The following is a 20,590-nucleotide window of genomic DNA, read 5'->3' as shown; positions in this document are numbered from 1 at the left end:
ATTTGTGATGAATTTAACCCCCTCATTACAACAGTATTTCGGCTTTGACCAATTTAGGGCAGGGCAAGAGCAAGTGGTTCAGCAACTTTTGGCTGGCAATTCTTCATTGGCGATATTTCCAACCGGCTCGGGTAAGTCCTTATGTTATCAATTAGCGGCACTGCATTTACCGCACCTAACTTTAGTGGTGTCACCTTTATTAGCGTTAATGAAAGACCAATTAGGATTTTTACGCAGTAAAGGTATTAATGCTGCGAGTATTGATTCAACGCTAAGCTATGAAGAACATCAAGGTGTAGTGCAGGGGCTAAATAACGGCGAAATCAAAATATTGATGGTATCGGTCGAACGCTTTAAGAATGAACGCTTTCGGCAACTGATTCATCGTTTACCTATTTCTATGCTCGTCGTGGATGAAGCACATTGTGTCTCCGAGTGGGGGCATAACTTTCGTCCGGACTATCTAAAGCTGCCCACTTACGCCAAAGAGCTAAATATTCCGTTAACGCTACTATTAACTGCAACCGCAACCAAACAAGTGAAACAAGATATGGCAGAGCGCTTTGCCATCGCACCTGAGCATATCGTACAAACCGGCTTTTATCGCCAAAACTTGGATTTATCTGTGGTTGCTTGTGTTGAGGAACAAAAGCAGGCGCAATTGTTAAAGGTAGTCGCGGAGCAGAAACAACAGCAGCAATCAAAAGGGCAAAACCCCAATGGTTTCGTAAATGGTGTCGTTTATGTCACCTTGCAACAATCCGCCGAGCAGGTGGCAAGTTTTCTTATCCTGCAAGGTATCAATGCTAAAGCTTATCATGCTGGATTAGACAATGAAGTACGCAGTGATATTCAGCAACGGTTTATGGCTGGGGAAACTCAAGTGGTCGTTGCCACCATTGCCTTTGGTATGGGGGTGGATAAAAGTGATATCCGCTTCGTGATTCATTATGACCTGCCCAAGTCGATTGAAAACTATAGCCAAGAAATTGGTCGTGCAGGGCGAGATGGTCAGCCAAGCAATTGCATTGTGCTAGCAAATCTTGATGGTTTAACCGTATTGGAAAACTTCGTTTATGGTGACACGCCCGAGCAAACCGGTATCGAACATGTACTTAATGATATTCGCGAAGAGCAGGAACATGGTAATTGGTCTTTACAATTACATCGATTATCGACTGCCAGTAATATTAAACAGCTACCACTCAAAACTTTATTAGTGCAACTTGAGCTAGCGGGTGTACTGCAGGCGAGTTATAGCTACTTTGCGGAAGTAAAGTTTAAGTTTGTTAGCACAGCGCAAGAAATCGTCGCCATGTTTGAGGGCGAGCGACAGCAGTTTTTACAAACCGTTTTCGATTATTCTGCTGGTAAAAAAGTTTGGTATCAGCCTGATTTTGATGCCATCAGCCACCATAGCGGTAGTGATCGCAAACGTATTTTAACGGCACTTGAGTATCTAGCCGATAAAGGTTTAATCGTTATCGAAACCAAACAAGTGACCGATGTTTATCGGGTTAATCAGCAGGCTTTAAATAATGAAGGATTAGCTGGCTACTTGGCTGATTACTTTGCCAGTAACGAAAGCAAAGAGATTGCGCGTTTAAGCCGATTAGTGGCGTTTTTCAATTCTGCTGATTGTTTAACCGCGCAACTCGCCAATTACTTTGATGATAACCAAGCGCCTGATCAGTGTGGTCATTGCAGCGTCTGTCGAGGTCAGGTGGCAAACCTTACACTATCTACACAAAGCATGTGGCCAGAAGATAGCGTGATCAAAGCTGTGGCTAATGAATTGGTAACGCATTTATCCCCTAAAGTTGACCAACCAATTTCAATCACCACGATAAGTCGATTCCTCGCTGGCATGACAGTGCCACTTTTCGGTCGCCATAAAGTTAAATCACTGAGCGGTTTTGGTTTGTGTCAGCAATTGCCTTATGCCGAGGTTAAACAAAAACTGAATCATTTACTTAGCACATAGTTTTATTCGCTCACCGGAAACTGGCATTCAAATTAAGTGTTGCACTTTTAAGCAGTTTAAGTATAATGCGCGTCCACGTTGGCGAATGCCTACGTGAGATGTAAAGATTATTTAGTTTCTGGTTTCGGCCAAAGCCAAGTAATTCTTGCTATACAGCGACTCCGATTGGGAGTCGAATGAAATAATCGGTACACCCCCCTTCAATCACTATGAAGGCGATGGGCTGTACTTTGTTCGTTCTTTTATTAGGGGATTTGATAAATGTCAAATCAAAGAATTCGCATTCGTTTGAAAGCGTTCGATCATCGTTTGATTGATCAATCTACAGCAGAGATCGTTGACACTGCTAAACGCACTGGTGCACAGGTTCGTGGTCCTATTCCATTACCAACGCGCAAAGAGCGTTTCACTGTTTTGATTTCTCCACACGTTAACAAAGATGCGCGTGACCAGTACGAGATTCGTACTCACAAGCGTTTAATTGATATCGTAGAACCAACTGAAAAGACTGTTGATGCATTAATGCGTTTAGACTTAGCAGCTGGTGTCGACGTTCAAATTAGCTTGGGTTAATAGGGGGTTTTAACATGACTATAGGTCTAGTTGGACGTAAAGTTGGTATGACTCGCATCTTCTCTGAAGATGGCGTTTCAACTCCAGTAACTGTCCTAGAAGTTGAAGCTAACCGTGTTGCTCAGGTAAAAACTGTAGACAACGATGGTTACTCAGCGATTCAAGTTACAACTGGTGCTAAAAAAGCTAACCGTGTAAACAAGCCAGCAGCTGGTCACTTTGCGAAAGCAGGTATCGAAGCAGGTCGTGGTTTATGGGAATTCCGTTTAGCGGAAGGCGAAGGTGCAGAATTAGCAACTGGTAGCGAAATCACTGTTGAGCTATTCAACGATACTAAATTAGTAGACGTGACAGGCACTTCAAAGGGTAAAGGTTTCCAAGGCGGTATCAAGCGTTGGAATTTCCGTACTCAAGATATGTCACACGGTAACTCATTGTCTCACCGTTCAAACGGTTCAATCGGTCAATGTCAAACACCAGGTCGCGTATTTAAAGGCAAAAAAATGTCTGGTCACATGGGTGCTGCGAAAGTTACTACGCAAAACCTTGAGTTAGTTCGCGTAGATGCTGAACGTAACTTGCTTCTTATTAAAGGTGCAGTTCCGGGTCACGTAAACGCTGACGTAATCATCAAGCCAGCTGTTAAAGCCTAACGTCTGAGGAGAATTTTGATGGAATTAGCATTAAAAGACGCGTCAGGCGCTGTTGAAGTTTCAGAAGCAACGTTCGGTCGTGAATTCAACGAAGCTTTAGTACACCAAGTAGTTGTTGCTTACGCAGCAGGTGCTCGTCAAGGTACTGTTAAGCAAAAGAACCGTTCTGAAGTTAGCGGCGGTGGTAAAAAGCCATGGCGTCAAAAAGGTACTGGCCGTGCACGTGCTGGTACAACTCGTGGTCCAATCTGGAGAACTGGTGGCGTAACATTCGCTGCACGTCCTCAAGACCACAGCCAAAAAGTAAACCGTAAGATGTATCGCGGTGCGATCCAAAGCATCCTTTCTGAGTTAGTTCGTCAAGACCGTTTAGTGGTTGTTAACGACTTCGCAGTAGATACACCTAAAACTAAAGAATTAGTTGCTAAGCTTAAAGGTTTAGAACTTAAAGATGTATTAATCGTTACACCAGAAGTAGACGAGAACTTATTCTTATCTGCTCGCAACTTATACAAAGTTGACGTTCGTGACGTACAAGGCATCGACCCAGTTTCTTTAGTTGGTTTCGAAAAAGTATTAATGACTGCTGGTGCGGTTAAGCAAATTGAGGAGATGTTAGCATGATAAGCGAAGAACGTTTGTTGAAAGTGCTATTGGCACCAAACATTTCTGAAAAAGCAACAATGGCTGCTGAAGCAAACAACACGGTTGTTTTCAAAGTAGCTACTACTGCTACAAAAGCTGAAATCAAAGCCGCTGTTGAGCAACTTTTCGAAGTAAAAGTTGATGGTGTTCGTACTCTAAATGTCAAGGGTAAAACAAAGCGTACAGGTGCTCGTTTTGGTCGTCGTAGCGACTGGAAGAAAGCGTACGTTACTCTTGCTGAAGGTAGCGACATCGACTTCGTTGGCGCAGAAGCATAGGAGAAGTACAAATGGCTGTAGTTAAATGTAAACCAACTTCTCCGGGTCGTCGCCACGTCGTTAAAGTGGTTAACCCGGACTTGTACAAAGGTAAGCCTTACGCACCACTTTTAGAGAAAAACTCTAAGTCTGGCGGTCGTAACAATACTGGTCGTATTACAGTTCGTCACGTTGGTGGTGGTCACAAGCATCACTATCGCGTAATTGACTTTAAGCGTACTAAAGACGGTATCCCTGCAAAAGTTGAGCGTTTGGAATATGATCCAAACCGCAGCGCAAACATCGCTTTAGTATTATACGCAGACGGTGAGCGTCGTTACATCTTAGCACCTAAAGGTGTTCAAGCTGGCGATTCAATCCAGTCTGGTGTAGATGCACCTATCAAAGCAGGTAACACGTTGCCACTTCGCAACATGCCGCTAGGTAGTGTAATCCACGCAATCGAATTGAAGCCTGGTAAAGGTGCTCAAATCGCGCGTGCTGCTGGTACTTATGCACAATTAGTTGCTAAAGACGGCGCTTACGTAACTCTACGTCTTCGTTCAGGCGAAATGCGTAAAGTTGAAGCGGAATGTCGTGCAACTTTAGGTGAAATCGGTAACGCAGAGCACATGTTACGTTCTCTTGGTAAAGCTGGTGCTTCGCGCTGGCGTGGTGTTCGTCCTACCGTACGTGGTGTGGCGATGAACCCGGTTGATCACCCGCACGGTGGTGGTGAAGGTCGTACTTCAGGTGGTCGTCACCCAGTATCACCTTGGGGTGTACCTACTAAGGGTTACAAGACTCGTAAGAACAAGCGTACTGATAAGTTCATCGTACGTCGTCGTACTAAGTAATAGTACTAGTTATTAAATAAGAGGAAATACCATGCCACGTTCTCTCAAGAAAGGTCCATTTATTGACCTACACTTGTTGACGAAGGTAGAGAAAGCTCTGGAAAGCGGGAACAAGAAACCTATTAAGACTTGGTCTCGTCGTTCAATGATCATCCCTAACATGATCGGATTGACCATTGCTGTCCATAATGGCCGTCAACACGTACCTGTATTTGTAACTGATGAAATGATCGGTCACAAATTAGGTGAATTTGCACCAACTCGCACTTACCGCGGTCACGCTGCGGACAAGAAAGCGAAGAAGAAGTAAGGGGAAGTTAAATGGAAGCAATTGCTAAACATAAATTTGCCCGTGGTTCTGCGCAAAAAGCACGTTTAGTGGTAGACCAAATCCGTGGTCTTCACGTTGAAAAAGCGTTAGAAATCTTAGAATACAGCAACAAATCAGCTGCTGTTTTAGTTAAGAAAGTTCTAAACTCAGCGATCGCTAATGCAGAGCACAACGAAGGTGCAGACATCGATGAATTATTCGTTAAAACTATTATGGTTGACGATGGTCCTACGATGAAACGTATCAAGCCACGTGCGAAAGGTCGCGCGGATCGTATCCTTAAGCGTACTAGTCACATCACTGTGATTGTAGCTGATAGCTAGGAGATATTAGTATGGGTCAAAAAGTACATCCTACCGGTATTCGCTTAGGTATCACCAAGCCTTTCGCGTCTACATGGTTTGCAAGCACTAAAGAGTTTGCAGATAACATTCATGGTGATCACTTAGTACGTCAATACTTAACTGAAAAGTTAAAGCGTGCTTCGTTATCGAAGATCGTAATCGAGCGTCCAGCTAAGTCTATCCGCGTAACTATCCACACGGCTCGTCCGGGTGTTGTTATCGGTAAGAAAGGTGAAGACGTAGAAAAGTTACGTGTACACGTATCTAAAATCGCTGGTGTACCTGCGCAAATCAACATTGCTGAAGTACGTAAGCCAGAGATGGATGCACAACTAGTTGCTGACAGCATTGCTAGCCAACTAGAGCGTCGTGTTATGTTCCGTCGCGCGATGAAGCGTGCCGTACAAAACGCTATGCGTTTAGGTGCTAAAGGTATCAAAGTTGAAGTTAGTGGTCGTTTAGGCGGCGCGGACATCGCTCGTTCAGAGTGGTACCGTGAAGGCCGTGTACCATTACACACTTTACGTGCTGATATCGATTACGCAACTGCACGTGGTGAAACTACTTACGGTACTATCGGTATCAAAGTGTGGATCTTCAAAGGTGAAGTTATCGGTGGTATGCCTGCACAGGTTGAAGCACCAGCTAAGCCTAAGAAGCGCAACAACCGCAAGAGCAAGTAGGAGTTAAGTAATGTTACAACCAAAACGTACTAAATTCCGTAAGCAAATGAAACTGCGTAACCGTGGTCTTGCACACACTGGTAGCACAGTTAGCTTCGGTACTTACGGTTTGAAATCTGTTGAGCGTGGTCGTATGACAGCTCGTCAAATCGAAGCAGCTCGTCGTGCAATGACACGTCACGTTAAGCGTCAAGGTAAAATCTGGATCCGTGTATTCCCAGACAAGCCAATTACCAAGAAGCCTCTTGAGGTTCGTATGGGTAAAGGTAAAGGTTCTGTAGAATACTGGGTATGTCAAATTCTACCTGGTCGTGTTCTTTATGAAATGGAAGGTGTTCCAGAGGAATTAGCACGCGAAGCTTTCGAGCTTGCAGCAGCTAAACTTCCGTTCAAAACAACCTTCGTAACTAGAACGGTGATGTAATGAAAGCTAACGAACTTAAAGAAAAAAGCATTGAAGAGCTTAATGCTGAATTACTTAACTTACTACGTGAGCAATTTAACTTACGTATGCAAGCAAGTACTGGCCAGTTAGCTCAAACACACATGCTACGTACAGTGCGTCGCAACATTGCACGCGTTAAAACCATCATCACTGAGAAGGCAGGTGCGTAATGACTGATAAAATCCGTACATTACAAGGTCGCGTAGTTAGCGACAAGATGGACAAGTCGATCACAGTGTTGATTGAGCGTCGTGTAAAACACCCTATCTACGGTAAATTCATTACGCGTTCAACTAAGTTGAAAGCACACGATGAAGCTAACGTATGTAACGCGGGCGACGTAGTAACTATTCGTGAATGTGCACCAATCTCTAAGACTAAGTCTTGGACTTTGGTTGACGTAGTAGAGAAAGCTTAATTAGTTTTTTCTAGTTCACTTTAGTGACACTTAAAAGGCTCTGCTATTTATTTAGCGGAGCCTTTTTGTTTTTGGGCATTTTGATAGCTGTATAATGTATTAGAACCCTTAAGCGTCAATTGTCTGTATAAAAATGAAAAACCTATTGAAAAGATAATACTTTCATATGTGACTATTGAGCGTCTTTATTTTATTAATGGGGCTTAAACATAGTGGCGAATGCAGCGCTCTCGATTGAGCTTGTAATCGCGACAAGCAGAAGCCTATAGATAGATGGTCTATAGTTAACAATTAGCAAACGCGTTACTGGCTGATCTACAAACGATTCTTGTCATGAAAAGGTACACCCTTTGGAACTCAATTATATCCTTCTTACTTTGCAGCCCTGTAGCTGCAGCGCAAGAGATTAAAAAAGACTTTAAAGTTGTATTCATCAACCCAGGGCATGCTCAAGGAGATGAGACTGGGCGCTTTTGGTCGAATGTCAGTAAAATCATGCAAGCTGCTGCCGATGATTTGAATATTGAATTAATTAGTCTTTTCGCTAACAGGAATCATATTCAAATGAAGTCATTAGCGAATAAAGCATTGGAGCACAATCCTGATTACGCCATTATCGTTAACGAAAAAGGGGGCGGGATAGCGCAACTAAAACTATTTGCTAAACATGAAATTCCCGTTTTTGCGCTATTAAATGGATTTAACAATAAAGAGCGTGAGAGCTTATCTGAGTCAGAGCAAAAGTCTCTAATTGGCAGTGTTGTACCAGATAACAGGAAAGCAGGTGAATATTTATTGAGTGAGTTGATTTCTTTGCATGATAAAAACTCGGAATCAATAAATTTACTTGCCTTGAGAGGGGACTTTGCTTCTGCCGCGGCTATTGAAAGAGCGCATGGTCTACAGCAGGTCTTATCAGCACATAAGTAGGTCAGGTTAATAGATTATCCAGTTGCTAATTGGTCAAAGGCCGAAGCATATATAAAGGTAAAGGGCATTCTTCAACGCGCCCGTGTCGATATAATTTGGTCGGCTAATGACCCTATGGCTTTTGGTGCATTGGAAGCAGTACAAGACGCAAACTTACCTTATCCTGTAACGGTAGGTGGAATGAACTGGGACGAAACCAACCTAAATTCTACGCTCGACGTTTCATTGGGCGGACATGTCGTTTTGGGTGCTAAAGCACTTGACATGCTATCTGACTATCACCAACAGGATATACAGCCCTGCGAGATGAATGTTGTAATCGACATTTTTCAATCGAGTTTAGAAGGGAATATGAGTCGCTTTTTGAAAAACCTTGTAGATGATAGCCTACATAAAATAGACTTCTCGCGCTTTTCTCAAAGGCATCCCGAAACTGCACTTTTTAGCCTAGAAACATTTATCTCACAAACTTACCTACCTTTACCTATAGAGCCATCAACTGATAATGCTTTGCTCAAAGGTAACTGCACTTGAATAAATTAGTTAGTTTATCTATAACGCTTCACTAGCAAGGTTTTATAAAACCTTGCTAGATTTGTCAGATTAAAATCGCTTAGTTGCTGTGATGTATACCGTGCAACAAAGCAATGTCAGTATTTACAGTAGACTATATCGATTGTTCTTCTGCGGACTCTTGTTGTTCAATTGCTGTCGCTACGTGTGATGAAACAGCAATACTATCCCTAACATTTTTCTGTACAGTAATCGCCGCGAATCCACTGAGCAAATAAGCCATGGCATAAAAGCCTTTTTCACTTAGCAGTAAGTCAGCATTTATTAAACCTATAGTTAGCAGAGCAATTGCGGCGGCTGCCGCTACCCAGCACATCAGCACATAGGGTTTTGAAATGGTTTGACCTTCCAATTTATCTCTCACCGTTTTTTGTAGCGAGACAAAGGAAAACAGGCCAAAAATAAGAATAGCGAAGTAGTAGCCTTTTTCATTAAGTTCCATTTGAGCGTTTAGTAAGCCGATACAAAAACTTGCTATACCTGAAATTAACATTGCGATAGATACTAAAACAAATGCTTTGGTGGGTTTTCCGTTCATGTTCTTTTCTCCTTATTTATTCTAAATTGGCTAAAACCACGTGTGTTGACGGCAATGAGTGTTGGTTGCCAGTGAACAAAAGTAAATCTGCATCTCCAAAGGCTAGGCTGATAAGACTGCAAGTAGCAATAAGCTAGACTTAGTCCCTTTATGAACTGCTCGGGCGTTGCTAAATGCTAAGTTATAGCGGTTTTGGCATGCTATGGCTTGGGCTTGGCTTTCTGAACTGTTCAAATAGCGATGGCTCCCATGGGCGCATGGCGAAGAGCATCCCCATATGTTTACGCTTGTTGAGTGGCAGGCTACTGTCTTCGATATTGAGTTCGGCAGCTTCTTTGGTTAATTGGTTTAGTTTCCGTTGAATAATATCAATCGACGTTTGCGAATAACGGCCACGTAGGTAAAAGCGAAAGCAGTCTTCGCTATCAAACTTACTGGCCATAAAGCGATTAAGTACTTCCTTTTCCATAAACCTTTCTAACGGCCCGTTACTAATCCAACGAAAATCTTGAGCGATAAGCAACTTGTAGTTGTTATTAGGTAATAGCTGAATCAATTTGATTTTATCCAACTTTACCATTAACCGAATGGCTTCATGCAGTTCGATATCATAGTGCTCAATAATTTCCTCAAACTTCCAGTAGTCTCTCACTAGTACTGCCATTAAAAGGAGTTTGGGGTTGTCGATAAGCTCCTGTTCTTGTTCAAAGGTGAGCTCTGTGATTTTTTCTTGTTGTTGCTTTGCTGAGAGAGCGAAAAGGTCTGACAGGGTTAGGTTGATGATATTGCAAATTTGTTCTAGCCGTTCGAGCGAAAAACTGTGATTTGCAAATACGCGTTTGATATTTGCCTCGCTCATATCTAGCACGTCAGCAATATGACGATAGGTAATACTATGTTGCTTGAGTAGCAGCTTAAGTGTATCCGTTACCTGTTTTATCTGGCTCATTCCTTGTCCCATATCACGCTGAAGTATCAGAATTTAATACTTTAAGTTGTTTTAAGTAATACATCAAACAGCTGGATTTACAGGTCGCTCGCCTCCGACTAAGTTAAATAACAATTCAACTGTTAAGGAAAAACTGATGAACACATTAATCAACTCAGCTGTTTGTGCATTATTAGCAACTACATTACTAGCGCCTATTGCAGCTTATGCAGAGCCATCAACTAATCATGGTAGTGAAGCAAGTAAACACTCTGCTTTAGCGCTTTCCCATGGTGCGGCTGGCAGTGCGCAAGTTGCCAGCGCAGTAGTGGCAGTGCCATTGCTCGTCGGGGGGAGTGTAGCGGTTAGCGCAGGCGTTGCGAGTGTTGAGCTGGCAGAGGGAATGTCAGACGCGGCAACTAGCAGTGCTCGTAGCGTCAAACATCACCACCCAGTGGAGTTAGAAGTCACAGAAATCACGATCACCGTTGATCGTTCTCCCACTGAAGCAATGAAAAAGCAATAACGCCTTCGTTTAGTAGAGTCTACCTAACGAAACCGTAGTGAAAGGCAGTCGTCAATTATTTATGAGTAGCAGGAAGCAGATATGAAAAACTTATTTTTAGTCGTGTTAACGTTATTGGCGTTTAACGCGTTTGCTGGCAGCAACCAAGTCGCCGAAGCGAGATTTAAACCTGAGCAAATCGCTAAGTTTGCCAAAGACGTTGAAAAGTATGCGGCCAAACAAGGTGCTAGAGCCTTTATTATTGCTAGAGTTGGGCAGCCCCAATCGAAATTGCCAAAAGGCATTGAGTTTACTCATACGGCAATTGCAGTGTACTCCCAAATCACTGTAGATAATGGTGAAAAGGTAAATGGTTATGCCATTCACAACCTTTATCAAGATGGTGAAAATGGTGGGGAAAGCGCATTGGTAACAGATTACCCAGTTGATTTTTTCTGGGGTGCTTACGACCTAAAAGCCGGCATAATTATTCCGACACCTGAGCTGCAAACCAAGATTATTGAAGTTATTACCAGTGGTAAGAATCAGTTACTACATAACCCTAAATATTCGTTAATTGCGAATCCGTTTAACAGTCAGTATCAAAATTGTACCGAACATACGCTTGATATTATTAATGCTGCGATTTACCAAACGACTGACAAGCGCCAGTTAAAAGCGAACGCGCGTGAGTATTTTGACCCACAACGTGTCAGAGTCAGTGGCTTTAAATTAGCCTTGGGCGGTTTGTTTGCCGATGGTGTGACGACTCGAGATCACAAAGGAAAAGTTAAAACTACGTCGTTTGGCTCTATTGTGCGATATCTAGAAAAATATGAACTGGCAGGTGATACCCATATCTTCAGAGGATAAAGCCGTAAAGCTAGAAGAAAAAGCGCTACTTAGAAAGTAGTAGCGCTACTTACAAATACTATACGCTACAAGGCTTTCTTCGCCCTTGCTTGATGTAGCTTCTTATAACTTTCAATCAAACGTAAGTGTGGTTCAATACCTTCTAGTGCCATGCTAGTTTCGGTTAAGCCGTGGAAGTTATCAGTACCATTAATGAGTCCTATTACTTCAGCCATACGATCTTCACCATACATACGAGTGAATGCCGTTTGGTAATGCTCGAATTCAAGCGCTTCATTTAATGCAACTTCCAGTGTGTTGTGTACTGCGCGGAAGAACATAGTGCGTTCAACAGTATTGTCGTTGTATTGAAGGAAGTCACCAATGAGTTCAAAGGCTTGCTCTAAGCCACCAACTGCCAAGTAGATCAAAATTTTAAGTTCGATAATGGTGAGTTGGCCCCACACCGTATTCTCATCAAACTCAATGCCAATTAGAGTACGAATATCAATGTAGTTATCTAACTGACTTTCTTCTAAGCGCTCCACTAAGTCGATTAACTCGTCTTCTGACAAGCGATGAAGGTTAAGAATATCTTCACGGTATTGCAGGGCTTTGTTGGTGTTGTCCCAAATCAAATCTTCGACTGGGTAAACTTCTGAATAATCAGGTACCAAAATACGGCATGCCGTAGCGCCTAAATCACCGTAAGTGGCGATATACACTTCTTTACCAAGCGATTCCAAAATGGCGAGTAACTGCTGGTTCTCTTCTTCATTTGTGCCAGAGAAGTCCCACTCCACAAACTCGTAATCTTCCTTGCTACTAAAAAAGCGCCATGAAATGACACCGGTTGAGTCAATAAAGTGTTCAACAAAGTTTTCTGGCTCTTGTACCGCCATACTATTGAACGTTGGTTTTGGTACGTCGTTTAAGCCTTCAAAGCTTCTACCTTGTAGCAACTCGGTTAAACTGCGCTCTAATGCGACTTCAAAACTGGGGTGTGCACCGAATGATGCAAATACGCCACCCGTTCTTGGGTTCATTAGCGTCACGCACATTACTGGGAATTGGCCGCCAAGCGAGGCATCTTTAACAACGACAGGAAAACCTTGCTCTTCTAACCCTTGAATACCGGCAAGAATGCTTGGGTATTTTTCCAACACTGATAGCGGCACACCAGGTAGTACAATTTCTTGTTCAACGATCTGGCGTTTTACTGCGCGTTCAAAGATTTCTGATAAACACTGTACTTGTGCCTCAAAAACATTGTTGCCGGCGCTCATACCATTGCTGAGGAACAAGTTCTCAATCAGGTTTGATGGGAAATACACGGTTTCACCGTCTGAATGACGCTGATAAGGCAGGGCAACAATGCCGCGCTCAATATTACCTGAATTGGTATCAATCAGATGTGAGCCACATAGCTCATCTTCCGGATTGTAAATGGCTAAACAGTGCTCATCTAACAAACCTTGTGGCAAGCTATCATCGTCGGTTAGCTGGAACCACTTTTCATTGGGGTAGTGAACAAAATCAGCGTTCGCTATTTCTTCACCGAAGAATTGGTCGTTGTAAAAGAAGTTGCAGTTTAGGCGTTCAATAAATTCGCCAAGTGCTGAACATAACGCACTTTCTTTGGTTGCTCCTTTACCATTGGTAAAGCACATAGGTGAGGCCGCATCGCGAATATTCAGTGACCACACATTAGGAACAATATTGCGCCATGAGGTGACTTCGATTTTCATGCCCAAGTTTTCGAGAATACCCGTCATGTTCTTGATGGTTTTTTCTAGTGGTAAGTCTTTACCCAGAATGTAAGTCGAAGCGGCTTCATCCGGCGATACCATGATCATGGCTTGATTGTCGGCGTCTAAGTTGTCGACTGTTTCAATTTTGAACTCTGGGCCGGTTTGTACCACTTTCTTAACGGTACAACGTTCAATTGAACGCAGAATTCCCTTCTTGTCTTTTTCAGAAATATCGTCTGGTAGCTCAACGTTAATCTGGAAGATTTGATTGTAGCGATCTTCTGGGTCGACAATATTGTTTTGCGATAGGCGAATATTGTCGGTAGAGATGTCTCTGGCCTTACAGTACACCTTAATAAAGTAAGCGGCACATAATGCAGAAGACGCTAAAAAGTAATCAAATGGGCTAGGTGCTGAACCATCACCTTTATAGCGGATAGGTTGGTCAGCGATAACGGTAAAGTCATCAAACTTCGCTTCTAAGCGAAGGTTGTCAAGAAAGTTAACCTTGATTTCCATAGGGGATCCTAATAACAGGCGAGTAACTTACGTCGATAAGTTACTGCTTTGCTGAGCAGCTAACAGACTGCATTCAAGCGATGATAAGTATTCCTGTAATTATCGGTGTTTTTAGCCTAATAGTCTTGGAAAAATTGTTACTTTGTAAATAGCAAAGGTAACAAGAGTAGTAAGGCTTGGGCTTGCTCAACAATGTAAGCGCATATACCATTAGCTCCACTAATAACGTAAGGCAATGGTAGCCATCCAAACCTTGCTAATGTTGATTTAAGCCAAACTCGGTAAATCGCAATCTTTGGCCTAGAGTCGCTTTTTTAATACGACGGCTGTTTGCAAGCATCTCTTCGTTCACATAGCCACGAGCGTGATCTAAGTGAACACAAATCGCACTGTAGCGAATTTGTTTCGCTTTAATGCCATTGTGGCGTAGGCGATAACCAAGCTCACAATCTTGACCACCGTATTGCATGCGCTCATCAAAACCGTTAACCGCAACCAAATCGGCTTTCCTACCAGAGGCATTGTGGCCATTCCAAGTGCGGCGGGTTGGTGTAATGCTGTTCATAAGTTTAGCTTTAAAACCCTGTGCTGTGAGCTTACTGAGTTTGTGTGTACGTTTAAGGCCATTTGCCAACAGCCAAGAGGCATCAAAAGCATTGCCGCTAGCGATGTCACTGGGTGTGATTTGTTCGCTAATTGTCATAGGTAGCTTGAAATAGCCTCCAGAAAGGTAGAAACCTGGTTCGGCATGTTCACGATGAACTGCAACAAAGTCTTTTCGTGGAATGCAGTCACCGTCAGTGAATACTAGGTAGTCACCAGTTGCTTTTTTTAATGCCTTATTCATTATTTTACACTTTTGAAAGCCGTCATCAGGTTGCCAAACATGTTGAATATCAAGGTGACTATGCTGTGCGAAACTTTCAATCGCAATTCGAGTGTCCTCTTCAGAGCCATCATCGGCGATGATGATTTCAAAGTTTTTATCGGTTTGGTGGTGAAAGCCCCAAAGCACTTTTTCCAACCAGTCTATTGAATTGTATGTGGTGAAAATTACGCTAATCAATTTCTGATACACAATGGCTTCCAAATAAAACGAGCAAACTAATGTCCTATTTTTATCGCGCAAGATAACAGTTAAGTGACGCGAAATTTACAGATATATGTCAGTTCAATGACGTCAGCTTTTAGCAATGTCAAAAAAGCTAGCAAACATATGGTTAACGACAGACTGAATGATGATAAGCAATGTCGTACGGCAGATGATTGTGAAATAAAACATTAACTTAGCTGTAATGAATGGGTGATAGAGTTTTGACTCTATGTGACTATTGAGTTTGAAGTGGAAGTAGGATGTTTAGCTCGTTAAAAGGAAATACCGCACAAAAACAAATTGGCCCAAGAGAATTGATTTCGGCGTTAGCAGCACAAGTAAAGCGCGATTACGATATTGAGATTTCAGTTGAACAAGTACTGAGTAATGCAAAGTATCGCCTTACTGTATTACATGAGCTTAGAACCTTAGACGATCAAGATATTAATACACAGCTCGATACCTTAATGCATTCCTACTCTGGACAAAGCAATGATGCAAAAACGACGTTAGCGCCAGTAGCCAGTGAACAAGGTAACAAGCTGCTGCCGTTAGTTGCCATGATTTGTTTGACGTTAATCGTCATTGCTGCACTTTATTTCTTTGCAGTTAAAGACTCTGGGCAGCAGTTATCATCGCAGGTTGTACCTCAAATTGTATCAAGTGAAAAACAGGAACCTATTCAAGCGGCACAAGCCGCACCTCAGCCTGCAAGGGAATCAGCCAAAACGAGTAAAGCGCCACTCGAAAGCGATACAACGCTTAATGAATTGCCTGCGCTACCAGTTAAAAACCCAGACATGGTATTTAAGCTTCACGGCTCTAATACCATAGGTGAAAAGCTTGCTCCGGCTCTAGTGGAAGCGTTTTTTAAAAAGCAGGGAGCTGAAAATTTCACTTGGGTAGAAGGTAACAATAATGTCGAGCGAACTGTTCAGTTTATAGCAGATGGTAAAGTACAAGCAGTTGAGTTGCACGCCCATGGTTCTGGTACGGCTTTTAAGGACATGCTTACTGGCGTAGCTGATCTTGGTATGGCATCTCGTCCAATTAAAGAGAAAGAGTTGGCGCAATCAAAAACAGCTTTGGGTGATTTAAGCCGAGTCGGCAACGAACATATCATTGGCTTAGATGGTCTTGCGGTTATTGTGAACCAAAATAGTCCGTTAAAATCCATGTCGCTAAACACACTGGCTAAAATTTTTGCCGGCGAGGTGACCAATTGGGCACAAATAGGTCAAGGCGAAGGCGAGATAAAGCTTTTTGCAAGAGATGCAAACTCTGGCACATGGGATACGTTCAACAAACTTGTACTCAAAAAAACAGGTAAGCAATTAAATAGTTCACCAGAGCGTTTTGAATCTAGCTCTCAGTTATCTGAACAAGTCTCTAGGCATGAGCATGCGATTGGCTTTATTGGCCTAAACTACATTGGTCACAATAAAGCACTAGCAATTACCGAAGGTAATGGTGCCACGCCAATTTTCCCGACCAAGTTCACTGTTGGAACGGAAGACTACGCGCTATCTCGTCGTCTATATCTATACACACCTACAGCAGCTTCGCCGATTGTTAAAGACTTTGCACAGTTTGCGATTGGTAAAGAAGGGCAGGAGCTTGTTGATCAAGTGGGCTTAATATCGCAGAACATTCGTCTTCAAAAAGTATACCCTTCACAGGGAGCGCCACGCTCTTACAATAATTATACGAATCGTGGTCAGCGCCTGTCTTTAAACTTTCGCTTTAATCAAGGTAACGGTGATCTAGACAACAAAGGGCAACGAGATTTATTACGCCTAATAGACTTCATTGAACAAAACCCCGGTCGGCGTATTGTCTTGATGGGCTTTTCTGACAGCTCTGGTGCGCAAGCCAGTAATAGACAACTTTCTTATCGACGTACCAAAGCGGTAGAGAAAGAGCTGGTTGCGCGGGGCATAGCTGTGATGGCTGTCGAAGCCTATGGCGAACTGCTGCCTGTCGCTAACAACAATACCAACGCTGGACGTGAAAGAAACCGTCGTGTTGAAGTGTGGGTGATATAAAGCACGCTTAATCAGGAGAATTCGCTATGTTTGCAATATTAATGGACGATCAAAACATCGTGCAGGTTTTTGAAAAATATTCTGTGCCACAAGCGTTGGAAGTAAAACATCACTTCACATCAATTTTTCAAGAGTTAAAATTACCGTCAGCGGAGTTAGTGGCACAGATGGAAGCCGAAGGACTGTCGGTTAATGACCTAGACAGTGAACCTGTGCGCAGAACAACTGCTAGTAACGACTTACCCGGCAGTGTTATTCGTTCAAACTTGTATCGTATGTTTTTAAGCCGGCAAGAATTGCTAGTGGCGATAGAGGGGTTAAGCTTTTCCCAACGTCTGGCGGTACGAGATAACATCGAGCAATTAGCGAGTCATTTGAAATTACCTTCTCCTGAGCTGATGAAAAGGATGGCGGCGGAAGGCATTGACTTACCCGGTATTTTGCCAGCTGCGGAAGCAAAACCAGGACCTCTTGAATTGCTAAAAAGAAAGGGTGACATCTTATTGCAGCCACAAGCATCTAGCGATGATCATAGATCGTCGCCACAAAGCAAAAAGTCGCTAGAAGACAAAAAGCAAGGAGTGTCGCAACACGAGCCTGAGGACAAGGCTCAAATAATACGCAATAAACTCTCAACAGTGCTATCTATGCAAATAGAAGAAGTTAGCAACGAAACCTCGGAAGTCGTGGGTTCGTTACCTAAAAATGTTGCGGAATTCTCAGCAGGTGACAACAAGAAAGACAAGGTATTAGCCATTAAAAATCGCCTCAATGCGCTATCTCTGGAACAAACCTCTGAAAAAAAGCAAATAGTGATGGAACACGAATTAGAGATTGAAGGCTCAGCGGCAAAGAAGTTCTTGTTAAGTATGATGAAAACCTAGCCAATAAAAATAGCTTTTGGGTAACCAATTGATACAGTTGTCTGTTAACTCATCAATGTAAAATGGCATAGCTAGCGGTAGTTAATTATCCATTTTCAGTCTTTAATTTCGCCAATTAATTTAATTGTTCAAATAAAGTACCATTTTAAAATGGGTGGTGTTATAATCTCGCGCCCGCCGAATTCCGGTTGGGTTTTAAAGGCAGTGACGGGTCAAATTTCTGGCCTTGAATTTATTAACAGCGGAGCACATATAAATGATCCAAATGCAATCACAGCTTGATGTTGCTGATAACAGTGGCGCAAAGCGTGTACAGTGTATAAAGGTCCTTGGTGGCTCGCACCGTCGCTACGCACGCATTGGCGATATCATCAAAGTTGCAGTGAAGGAAGCAATTCCTCGCGGCAAAGTTAAAAAAGGTGATGTTTTAAACGCGGTAGTGGTGCGCACTAAAAAGGGCGTACGTCGTTCAGATGGTTCTACCATTCGTTTCGACGGCAACTCGGCAGTAATGTTAAATGCTAACTTACAGCCAATTGGTACTCGTATTTTCGGGCCAGTAACACGTGAACTACGAACTGAAAAGTTCATGAAAATCGTGTCACTAGCACCAGAAGTACTATAAGGAGTCACGATAATGGCATCTAAGATTCGTCGTGATGATGAAGTAATTGTACTTGCAGGTAAAGACAAGGGCAAAACTGGTAAAGTTACCAAAGTTCTTGTTGAAGACAGCAAAGTATTTGTGGAAGGCGTTAACTTAGTCAAGAAGCACCAGAAGCCTGTACCTCAGTTACAGCAAGCTGGCGGCATCATTGAAAAAGAAGCACCAATCCACGTTTCAAACGTAGCGATCGTTAACCCTGCGACGGGCAAAGCGGATCGTGTTGGTTTTAGAATTGAAGACGGCAAAAAAGTTCGTTTCTTCAAGTCTAATAACGAATTAGTTTAATATTGGAGTAAACGATGGCGAAACTGCATGATTTTTACAAAGATACAGTTGTAGCTGAACTTCAAAAGAAGTTCGAATACAAAAGTGTCATGCAAGTCCCTCGGATTGAAAAGATCACCCTAAACATGGGCGTTGGTGAAGCTATTACTGATAAAAAAGTATTAGAAAACGCCACAAATGATCTTACTGCAATCTCAGGTCAAAAGCCTTTAATCACGAAAGCACGCAAATCAGTTGCTGGCTTCAAAATTCGTGAAGGCTACCCTATTGGCGCAAAAGTAACTCTGCGCGGTGAGCGCATGTGGGAATTCTTAGAGCGTTTAATCTCTATTTCAGTTCCTCGTATCCGTGACTTCCGTGGCTTGAACCCGAAATCGTTCGATGGCCGTGGTAATTACAGCATGGGCGTGCGTGAGCAAATCATTTTCCCTGAAATCGACTACGATAAAGTCGATAAGATCCGTGGTATGGATATTACTATCACTACTACTGCGGCATCTGACGAGGAAGGTCGTGCTTTGCTGACTGCCTTTAACTTCCCGTTTAAGAAATAAGGTGTAGAGTTATGGCTAAATCATCTATGAAAGCACGCGAAGCTAAGCGCACTAAATTAGTCGCTAAGTACGCAGAAAAGCGCCGTGCACTTAAAGAAATTATCTCTAACGTAAACTCTTCTGAAGAAGAGCGTTGGGATGCAGTATTAAAACTTCAAGCTTTACCTCGTGATTCAAGTTCTTCACGTCAACGTAACCGTTGTAACGTAACTGGCCGTCCACACGGTTACTTGCGCAAGTTCGGTTTAAGCCGTATCAAGTTGCGTGAGCACATGATGCGCGGTGAAGTACCTGGTCTTAAGAAAGCTAGTTGGTAATAAGGAGAAAGCAATTATGATGACTGATCCTATCGCGGACATGTTTACACGCATCCGCAACGGTCAAGCTGCAACTAAAACTGCAGTAACTATGCCTTCTTCAAAGCTAAAAGTAGCTATTGCTAACTTGCTTAAAGAAGAAGGTTACATTTCAGATTTCGCAGTTGCAGGTGAAGCAAAGCCTGAACTAACTGTTGAGTTGAAATACTTCGAAGGTAAAGAAGTAATCGAAACAATCAAACGTGTTTCACGCCCTGGTCTTCGCGTATACAAAGGTAGCACTGAGCTTCCACAAGTATTAGCGGGCTTAGGTATTGCTATTGTTTCTACTTCTAAAGGTTTAATGACTGATCGCGCTGCTCGCTCTGCGGGCTTAGGTGGCGAGATCATCGGTTTCGTAGCGTAAGGAGCAAGAATATGTCTCGTGTTGCAAAAGCACCTGTGTCAATTCCTGCTGGCGTTACTGTTACGTTATCAGGTCAAGACATTACTGTTAAAGGTCCACAAGGTGAACTTTCTCGCACTATCAACAGCTTAGTAAGCGTAGCCCAAGAAGGCGAAGCAATTGTTACTACTGTTGCTGTAGAAAGCAAAGCGGCGTGGATGCAAGCTGGTACAGCGCGCGCTAACATCAACAACATGGTGGAAGGCGTAAGCAAAGGCTTCACTAAGAAATTAATTCTTAATGGTGTTGGTTACCGTGCAAAAGCTGCTGGTAAAGTGTTAAACCTTTCTTTAGGTTTCTCTCACCCAGTTGATCACGCTATTCCTGAAGGAATCAAGTGTGAAACTCCTAGCCAAACTGAAGTTGTACTTACGGGTGCAGACAAGCAGTTGGTTGGTCAAGTTGCTGCAAACATTCGTTCATACCGTGAGCCAGAGCCTTACAAAGGTAAAGGTATCCGTTACGATGACGAACATGTTCGCCGTAAAGAAGCTAAGAAGAAGTAGGGTAATAC

At 42.9% G+C, this 20,590-nt stretch carries 28 protein-coding genes; 24 read left to right on the top strand and 4 right to left on the bottom strand.

Annotated elements, in window-relative coordinates; genetic code table 11:
* Positions 1-7 precede the first annotated feature (7 nt).
* The 14 genes from DXX94_RS09705 (at position 8) to DXX94_RS09640 (ending at position 8,654) form a co-directional block, all read left to right on the top strand.
* The gene (locus DXX94_RS09705) at positions 8-1,984 is read left to right on the top strand and encodes a RecQ family ATP-dependent DNA helicase (protein ID WP_116015483.1); all 1,977 of its coding nucleotides are present in this window, start codon (positions 8-10) and stop codon (positions 1,982-1,984) included.
* A 261-nt stretch (positions 1,985-2,245) separates the two neighbouring features.
* Positions 2,246-2,557: a 30S ribosomal protein S10 gene (rpsJ, locus tag DXX94_RS09700; protein WP_115998799.1), complete on the top strand. Its 312-nt coding sequence runs from the start codon at positions 2,246-2,248 to the stop codon at positions 2,555-2,557.
* Positions 2,558-2,571: 14 nt separating this feature from the next.
* The gene (gene rplC / locus DXX94_RS09695) at positions 2,572-3,210 is read left to right on the top strand and encodes a 50S ribosomal protein L3 (protein ID WP_115998800.1); all 639 of its coding nucleotides are present in this window, start codon (positions 2,572-2,574) and stop codon (positions 3,208-3,210) included.
* Between the two features lie 18 nt (positions 3,211-3,228).
* Entirely contained in the window at positions 3,229-3,834 is a 606-nt protein-coding gene (gene rplD / locus DXX94_RS09690; RefSeq protein WP_115998801.1) for a 50S ribosomal protein L4, read from the top strand.
* Positions 3,831-4,133, top strand: a complete 303-nt coding sequence (gene rplW, locus DXX94_RS09685) for a 50S ribosomal protein L23 (protein WP_115998802.1) — start codon at positions 3,831-3,833, stop codon at positions 4,131-4,133. Before rplD ends, rplW begins: the two co-directional genes overlap by 4 nt.
* Positions 4,134-4,144: 11 nt before the next feature.
* Positions 4,145-4,969, top strand: coding sequence for a 50S ribosomal protein L2 (gene rplB / locus DXX94_RS09680; RefSeq protein ID WP_115998803.1), 825 nt, complete (start codon positions 4,145-4,147; stop codon positions 4,967-4,969).
* A 31-nt stretch (positions 4,970-5,000) separates the two neighbouring features.
* A complete protein-coding gene (gene rpsS, locus DXX94_RS09675) occupies positions 5,001-5,279 on the top strand; it encodes a 30S ribosomal protein S19 (RefSeq protein ID WP_115998804.1) in 279 nt (92 codons plus the stop codon).
* An 11-nt stretch (positions 5,280-5,290) separates the two neighbouring features.
* Positions 5,291-5,623, top strand: a complete 333-nt coding sequence (gene rplV, locus DXX94_RS09670; RefSeq protein ID WP_115998805.1) for a 50S ribosomal protein L22 — start codon at positions 5,291-5,293, stop codon at positions 5,621-5,623.
* Between the two features lie 11 nt (positions 5,624-5,634).
* Complete coding sequence (gene rpsC / locus DXX94_RS09665; RefSeq protein WP_116015481.1) at positions 5,635-6,327, top strand: 30S ribosomal protein S3; 693 nt, start codon at positions 5,635-5,637, stop codon at positions 6,325-6,327.
* Positions 6,328-6,337: 10 nt separating this feature from the next.
* Positions 6,338-6,751, top strand: a complete 414-nt coding sequence (gene rplP / locus DXX94_RS09660) for a 50S ribosomal protein L16 (RefSeq protein WP_115998807.1) — start codon at positions 6,338-6,340, stop codon at positions 6,749-6,751.
* Complete coding sequence (rpmC, locus tag DXX94_RS09655) at positions 6,751-6,942, top strand: 50S ribosomal protein L29 (protein WP_115998808.1); 192 nt, start codon at positions 6,751-6,753, stop codon at positions 6,940-6,942. The genes rplP and rpmC overlap by 1 nt, the downstream gene beginning before the upstream one ends.
* Positions 6,942-7,190, top strand: coding sequence for a 30S ribosomal protein S17 (gene rpsQ / locus DXX94_RS09650; RefSeq protein ID WP_115998809.1), 249 nt, complete (start codon positions 6,942-6,944; stop codon positions 7,188-7,190). Before rpmC ends, rpsQ begins: the two co-directional genes overlap by 1 nt.
* Before the next feature lie 333 nt (positions 7,191-7,523).
* Positions 7,524-8,120, top strand: a complete 597-nt coding sequence (locus DXX94_RS09645) for a substrate-binding domain-containing protein (protein ID WP_116015479.1) — start codon at positions 7,524-7,526, stop codon at positions 8,118-8,120.
* Between the two features lie 114 nt (positions 8,121-8,234).
* Positions 8,235-8,654, top strand: coding sequence for a hypothetical protein (locus DXX94_RS09640; RefSeq protein WP_181901528.1), 420 nt, complete (start codon positions 8,235-8,237; stop codon positions 8,652-8,654).
* A gap of 133 nt (positions 8,655-8,787) precedes the next feature.
* Here the strand turns inward: DXX94_RS09640 and yiaA are convergent, their stop codons facing one another.
* Both yiaA and DXX94_RS09630 read right to left on the bottom strand, forming a co-directional pair.
* Positions 8,788-9,231, bottom strand: a complete 444-nt coding sequence (yiaA, locus tag DXX94_RS09635; RefSeq protein ID WP_116015475.1) for an inner membrane protein YiaA — start codon at positions 9,229-9,231, stop codon at positions 8,788-8,790.
* Between the two features lie 181 nt (positions 9,232-9,412).
* Positions 9,413-10,180 (bottom strand): helix-turn-helix domain-containing protein, encoded by a 768-nt coding sequence (locus tag DXX94_RS09630; protein WP_116015473.1) that lies wholly within the window; start codon positions 10,178-10,180, stop codon positions 9,413-9,415.
* A gap of 136 nt (positions 10,181-10,316) precedes the next feature.
* Between DXX94_RS09630 and DXX94_RS09625 the strand changes: the two genes are divergently transcribed.
* Entirely contained in the window at positions 10,317-10,685 is a 369-nt protein-coding gene (locus DXX94_RS09625) for a hypothetical protein (protein WP_116015471.1), read from the top strand.
* Positions 10,686-10,766: 81 nt separating this feature from the next.
* Positions 10,767-11,537 carry a DUF2145 domain-containing protein gene (locus DXX94_RS09620; RefSeq protein WP_116015469.1) on the top strand — a complete coding sequence of 257 codons (771 nt, stop codon included), beginning with the start codon at positions 10,767-10,769 and terminating at the stop codon, positions 11,535-11,537.
* A 65-nt stretch (positions 11,538-11,602) separates the two neighbouring features.
* Here DXX94_RS09620 and DXX94_RS09615 read toward each other — a convergent pair whose 3' ends face one another.
* Positions 11,603-13,786, bottom strand: coding sequence for an OsmC domain/YcaO domain-containing protein (locus DXX94_RS09615; RefSeq protein ID WP_116015467.1), 2,184 nt, complete (start codon positions 13,784-13,786; stop codon positions 11,603-11,605).
* Positions 13,787-14,042: 256 nt separating this feature from the next.
* Positions 14,043-14,864, bottom strand: a complete 822-nt coding sequence (locus tag DXX94_RS09610) for a glycosyltransferase family 2 protein (protein ID WP_258872140.1) — start codon at positions 14,862-14,864, stop codon at positions 14,043-14,045.
* Positions 14,865-15,139: 275 nt separating this feature from the next.
* Between DXX94_RS09610 and DXX94_RS09605 the strand changes: the two genes are divergently transcribed.
* From DXX94_RS09605 to rplF, 8 genes are all read left to right on the top strand, one after another.
* The gene (locus DXX94_RS09605; protein WP_116015465.1) at positions 15,140-16,924 is read left to right on the top strand and encodes a phosphate ABC transporter substrate-binding/OmpA family protein; all 1,785 of its coding nucleotides are present in this window, start codon (positions 15,140-15,142) and stop codon (positions 16,922-16,924) included.
* A 26-nt stretch (positions 16,925-16,950) separates the two neighbouring features.
* The gene (locus DXX94_RS09600; RefSeq protein ID WP_116015463.1) at positions 16,951-17,808 is read left to right on the top strand and encodes a hypothetical protein; all 858 of its coding nucleotides are present in this window, start codon (positions 16,951-16,953) and stop codon (positions 17,806-17,808) included.
* A gap of 256 nt (positions 17,809-18,064) precedes the next feature.
* Positions 18,065-18,433, top strand: coding sequence for a 50S ribosomal protein L14 (gene rplN / locus DXX94_RS09595; protein ID WP_115998816.1), 369 nt, complete (start codon positions 18,065-18,067; stop codon positions 18,431-18,433).
* Between the two features lie 12 nt (positions 18,434-18,445).
* Positions 18,446-18,760, top strand: coding sequence for a 50S ribosomal protein L24 (gene rplX / locus DXX94_RS09590; RefSeq protein WP_115998817.1), 315 nt, complete (start codon positions 18,446-18,448; stop codon positions 18,758-18,760).
* A gap of 14 nt (positions 18,761-18,774) precedes the next feature.
* Complete coding sequence (gene rplE, locus DXX94_RS09585) at positions 18,775-19,314, top strand: 50S ribosomal protein L5 (RefSeq protein WP_115998818.1); 540 nt, start codon at positions 18,775-18,777, stop codon at positions 19,312-19,314.
* 11 nt (positions 19,315-19,325) lie between these two features.
* The gene (gene rpsN / locus DXX94_RS09580) at positions 19,326-19,631 is read left to right on the top strand and encodes a 30S ribosomal protein S14 (RefSeq protein WP_116015461.1); all 306 of its coding nucleotides are present in this window, start codon (positions 19,326-19,328) and stop codon (positions 19,629-19,631) included.
* A 13-nt stretch (positions 19,632-19,644) separates the two neighbouring features.
* On the top strand, positions 19,645-20,037 hold the full coding sequence (gene rpsH, locus DXX94_RS09575; protein ID WP_116018435.1) for a 30S ribosomal protein S8: 393 nt from the start codon (positions 19,645-19,647) through the stop codon (positions 20,035-20,037).
* 11 nt (positions 20,038-20,048) lie between these two features.
* The gene (gene rplF, locus DXX94_RS09570) at positions 20,049-20,582 is read left to right on the top strand and encodes a 50S ribosomal protein L6 (RefSeq protein WP_116015459.1); all 534 of its coding nucleotides are present in this window, start codon (positions 20,049-20,051) and stop codon (positions 20,580-20,582) included.
* Positions 20,583-20,590: the final 8 nt, after the last annotated feature.

The sequence above is a fragment of the Thalassotalea euphylliae genome, assembly GCF_003390375.1.
Taxonomy (GTDB): domain Bacteria; phylum Pseudomonadota; class Gammaproteobacteria; order Enterobacterales; family Alteromonadaceae; genus Thalassotalea_F; species Thalassotalea_F euphylliae_A.
The sequence above is the reverse complement of the archived record's forward strand: the minus strand, read 5'-3'. Positions and strand labels throughout refer to the sequence as shown.

Coding starts and splice junctions, on each gene's coding strand:
- DXX94_RS09615 (WP_116015467.1), bottom strand. CDS start 13,786: ATGGAAATCAAGGTTAACTTTCTTGACAACCTTCGCTTAGAAGCGAAG.
- DXX94_RS09645 (WP_116015479.1), top strand. CDS start 7,524: ATGAAAAGGTACACCCTTTGGAACTCAATTATATCCTTCTTACTTTGC.
- DXX94_RS09630 (WP_116015473.1), bottom strand. CDS start 10,180: ATGAGCCAGATAAAACAGGTAACGGATACACTTAAGCTGCTACTCAAG.
- yiaA (WP_116015475.1), bottom strand. CDS start 9,231: ATGAACGGAAAACCCACCAAAGCATTTGTTTTAGTATCTATCGCAATG.
- rplN (WP_115998816.1), top strand. CDS start 18,065: ATGATCCAAATGCAATCACAGCTTGATGTTGCTGATAACAGTGGCGCA.
- DXX94_RS09625 (WP_116015471.1), top strand. CDS start 10,317: ATGAACACATTAATCAACTCAGCTGTTTGTGCATTATTAGCAACTACA.
- rpsN (WP_116015461.1), top strand. CDS start 19,326: ATGGCTAAATCATCTATGAAAGCACGCGAAGCTAAGCGCACTAAATTA.
- DXX94_RS09620 (WP_116015469.1), top strand. CDS start 10,767: ATGAAAAACTTATTTTTAGTCGTGTTAACGTTATTGGCGTTTAACGCG.
- rpsS (WP_115998804.1), top strand. CDS start 5,001: ATGCCACGTTCTCTCAAGAAAGGTCCATTTATTGACCTACACTTGTTG.
- rplB (WP_115998803.1), top strand. CDS start 4,145: ATGGCTGTAGTTAAATGTAAACCAACTTCTCCGGGTCGTCGCCACGTC.
- rplX (WP_115998817.1), top strand. CDS start 18,446: ATGGCATCTAAGATTCGTCGTGATGATGAAGTAATTGTACTTGCAGGT.
- DXX94_RS09640 (WP_181901528.1), top strand. CDS start 8,235: ATGGCTTTTGGTGCATTGGAAGCAGTACAAGACGCAAACTTACCTTAT.
- DXX94_RS09600 (WP_116015463.1), top strand. CDS start 16,951: ATGTTTGCAATATTAATGGACGATCAAAACATCGTGCAGGTTTTTGAA.
- rpmC (WP_115998808.1), top strand. CDS start 6,751: ATGAAAGCTAACGAACTTAAAGAAAAAAGCATTGAAGAGCTTAATGCT.
- rpsQ (WP_115998809.1), top strand. CDS start 6,942: ATGACTGATAAAATCCGTACATTACAAGGTCGCGTAGTTAGCGACAAG.
- rplP (WP_115998807.1), top strand. CDS start 6,338: ATGTTACAACCAAAACGTACTAAATTCCGTAAGCAAATGAAACTGCGT.
- rplV (WP_115998805.1), top strand. CDS start 5,291: ATGGAAGCAATTGCTAAACATAAATTTGCCCGTGGTTCTGCGCAAAAA.
- rplE (WP_115998818.1), top strand. CDS start 18,775: ATGGCGAAACTGCATGATTTTTACAAAGATACAGTTGTAGCTGAACTT.
- rpsJ (WP_115998799.1), top strand. CDS start 2,246: ATGTCAAATCAAAGAATTCGCATTCGTTTGAAAGCGTTCGATCATCGT.
- rplF (WP_116015459.1), top strand. CDS start 20,049: ATGTCTCGTGTTGCAAAAGCACCTGTGTCAATTCCTGCTGGCGTTACT.
- DXX94_RS09605 (WP_116015465.1), top strand. CDS start 15,140: ATGTTTAGCTCGTTAAAAGGAAATACCGCACAAAAACAAATTGGCCCA.
- rplC (WP_115998800.1), top strand. CDS start 2,572: ATGACTATAGGTCTAGTTGGACGTAAAGTTGGTATGACTCGCATCTTC.
- rplD (WP_115998801.1), top strand. CDS start 3,229: ATGGAATTAGCATTAAAAGACGCGTCAGGCGCTGTTGAAGTTTCAGAA.
- DXX94_RS09705 (WP_116015483.1), top strand. CDS start 8: ATGAATTTAACCCCCTCATTACAACAGTATTTCGGCTTTGACCAATTT.
- rpsC (WP_116015481.1), top strand. CDS start 5,635: ATGGGTCAAAAAGTACATCCTACCGGTATTCGCTTAGGTATCACCAAG.
- rplW (WP_115998802.1), top strand. CDS start 3,831: ATGATAAGCGAAGAACGTTTGTTGAAAGTGCTATTGGCACCAAACATT.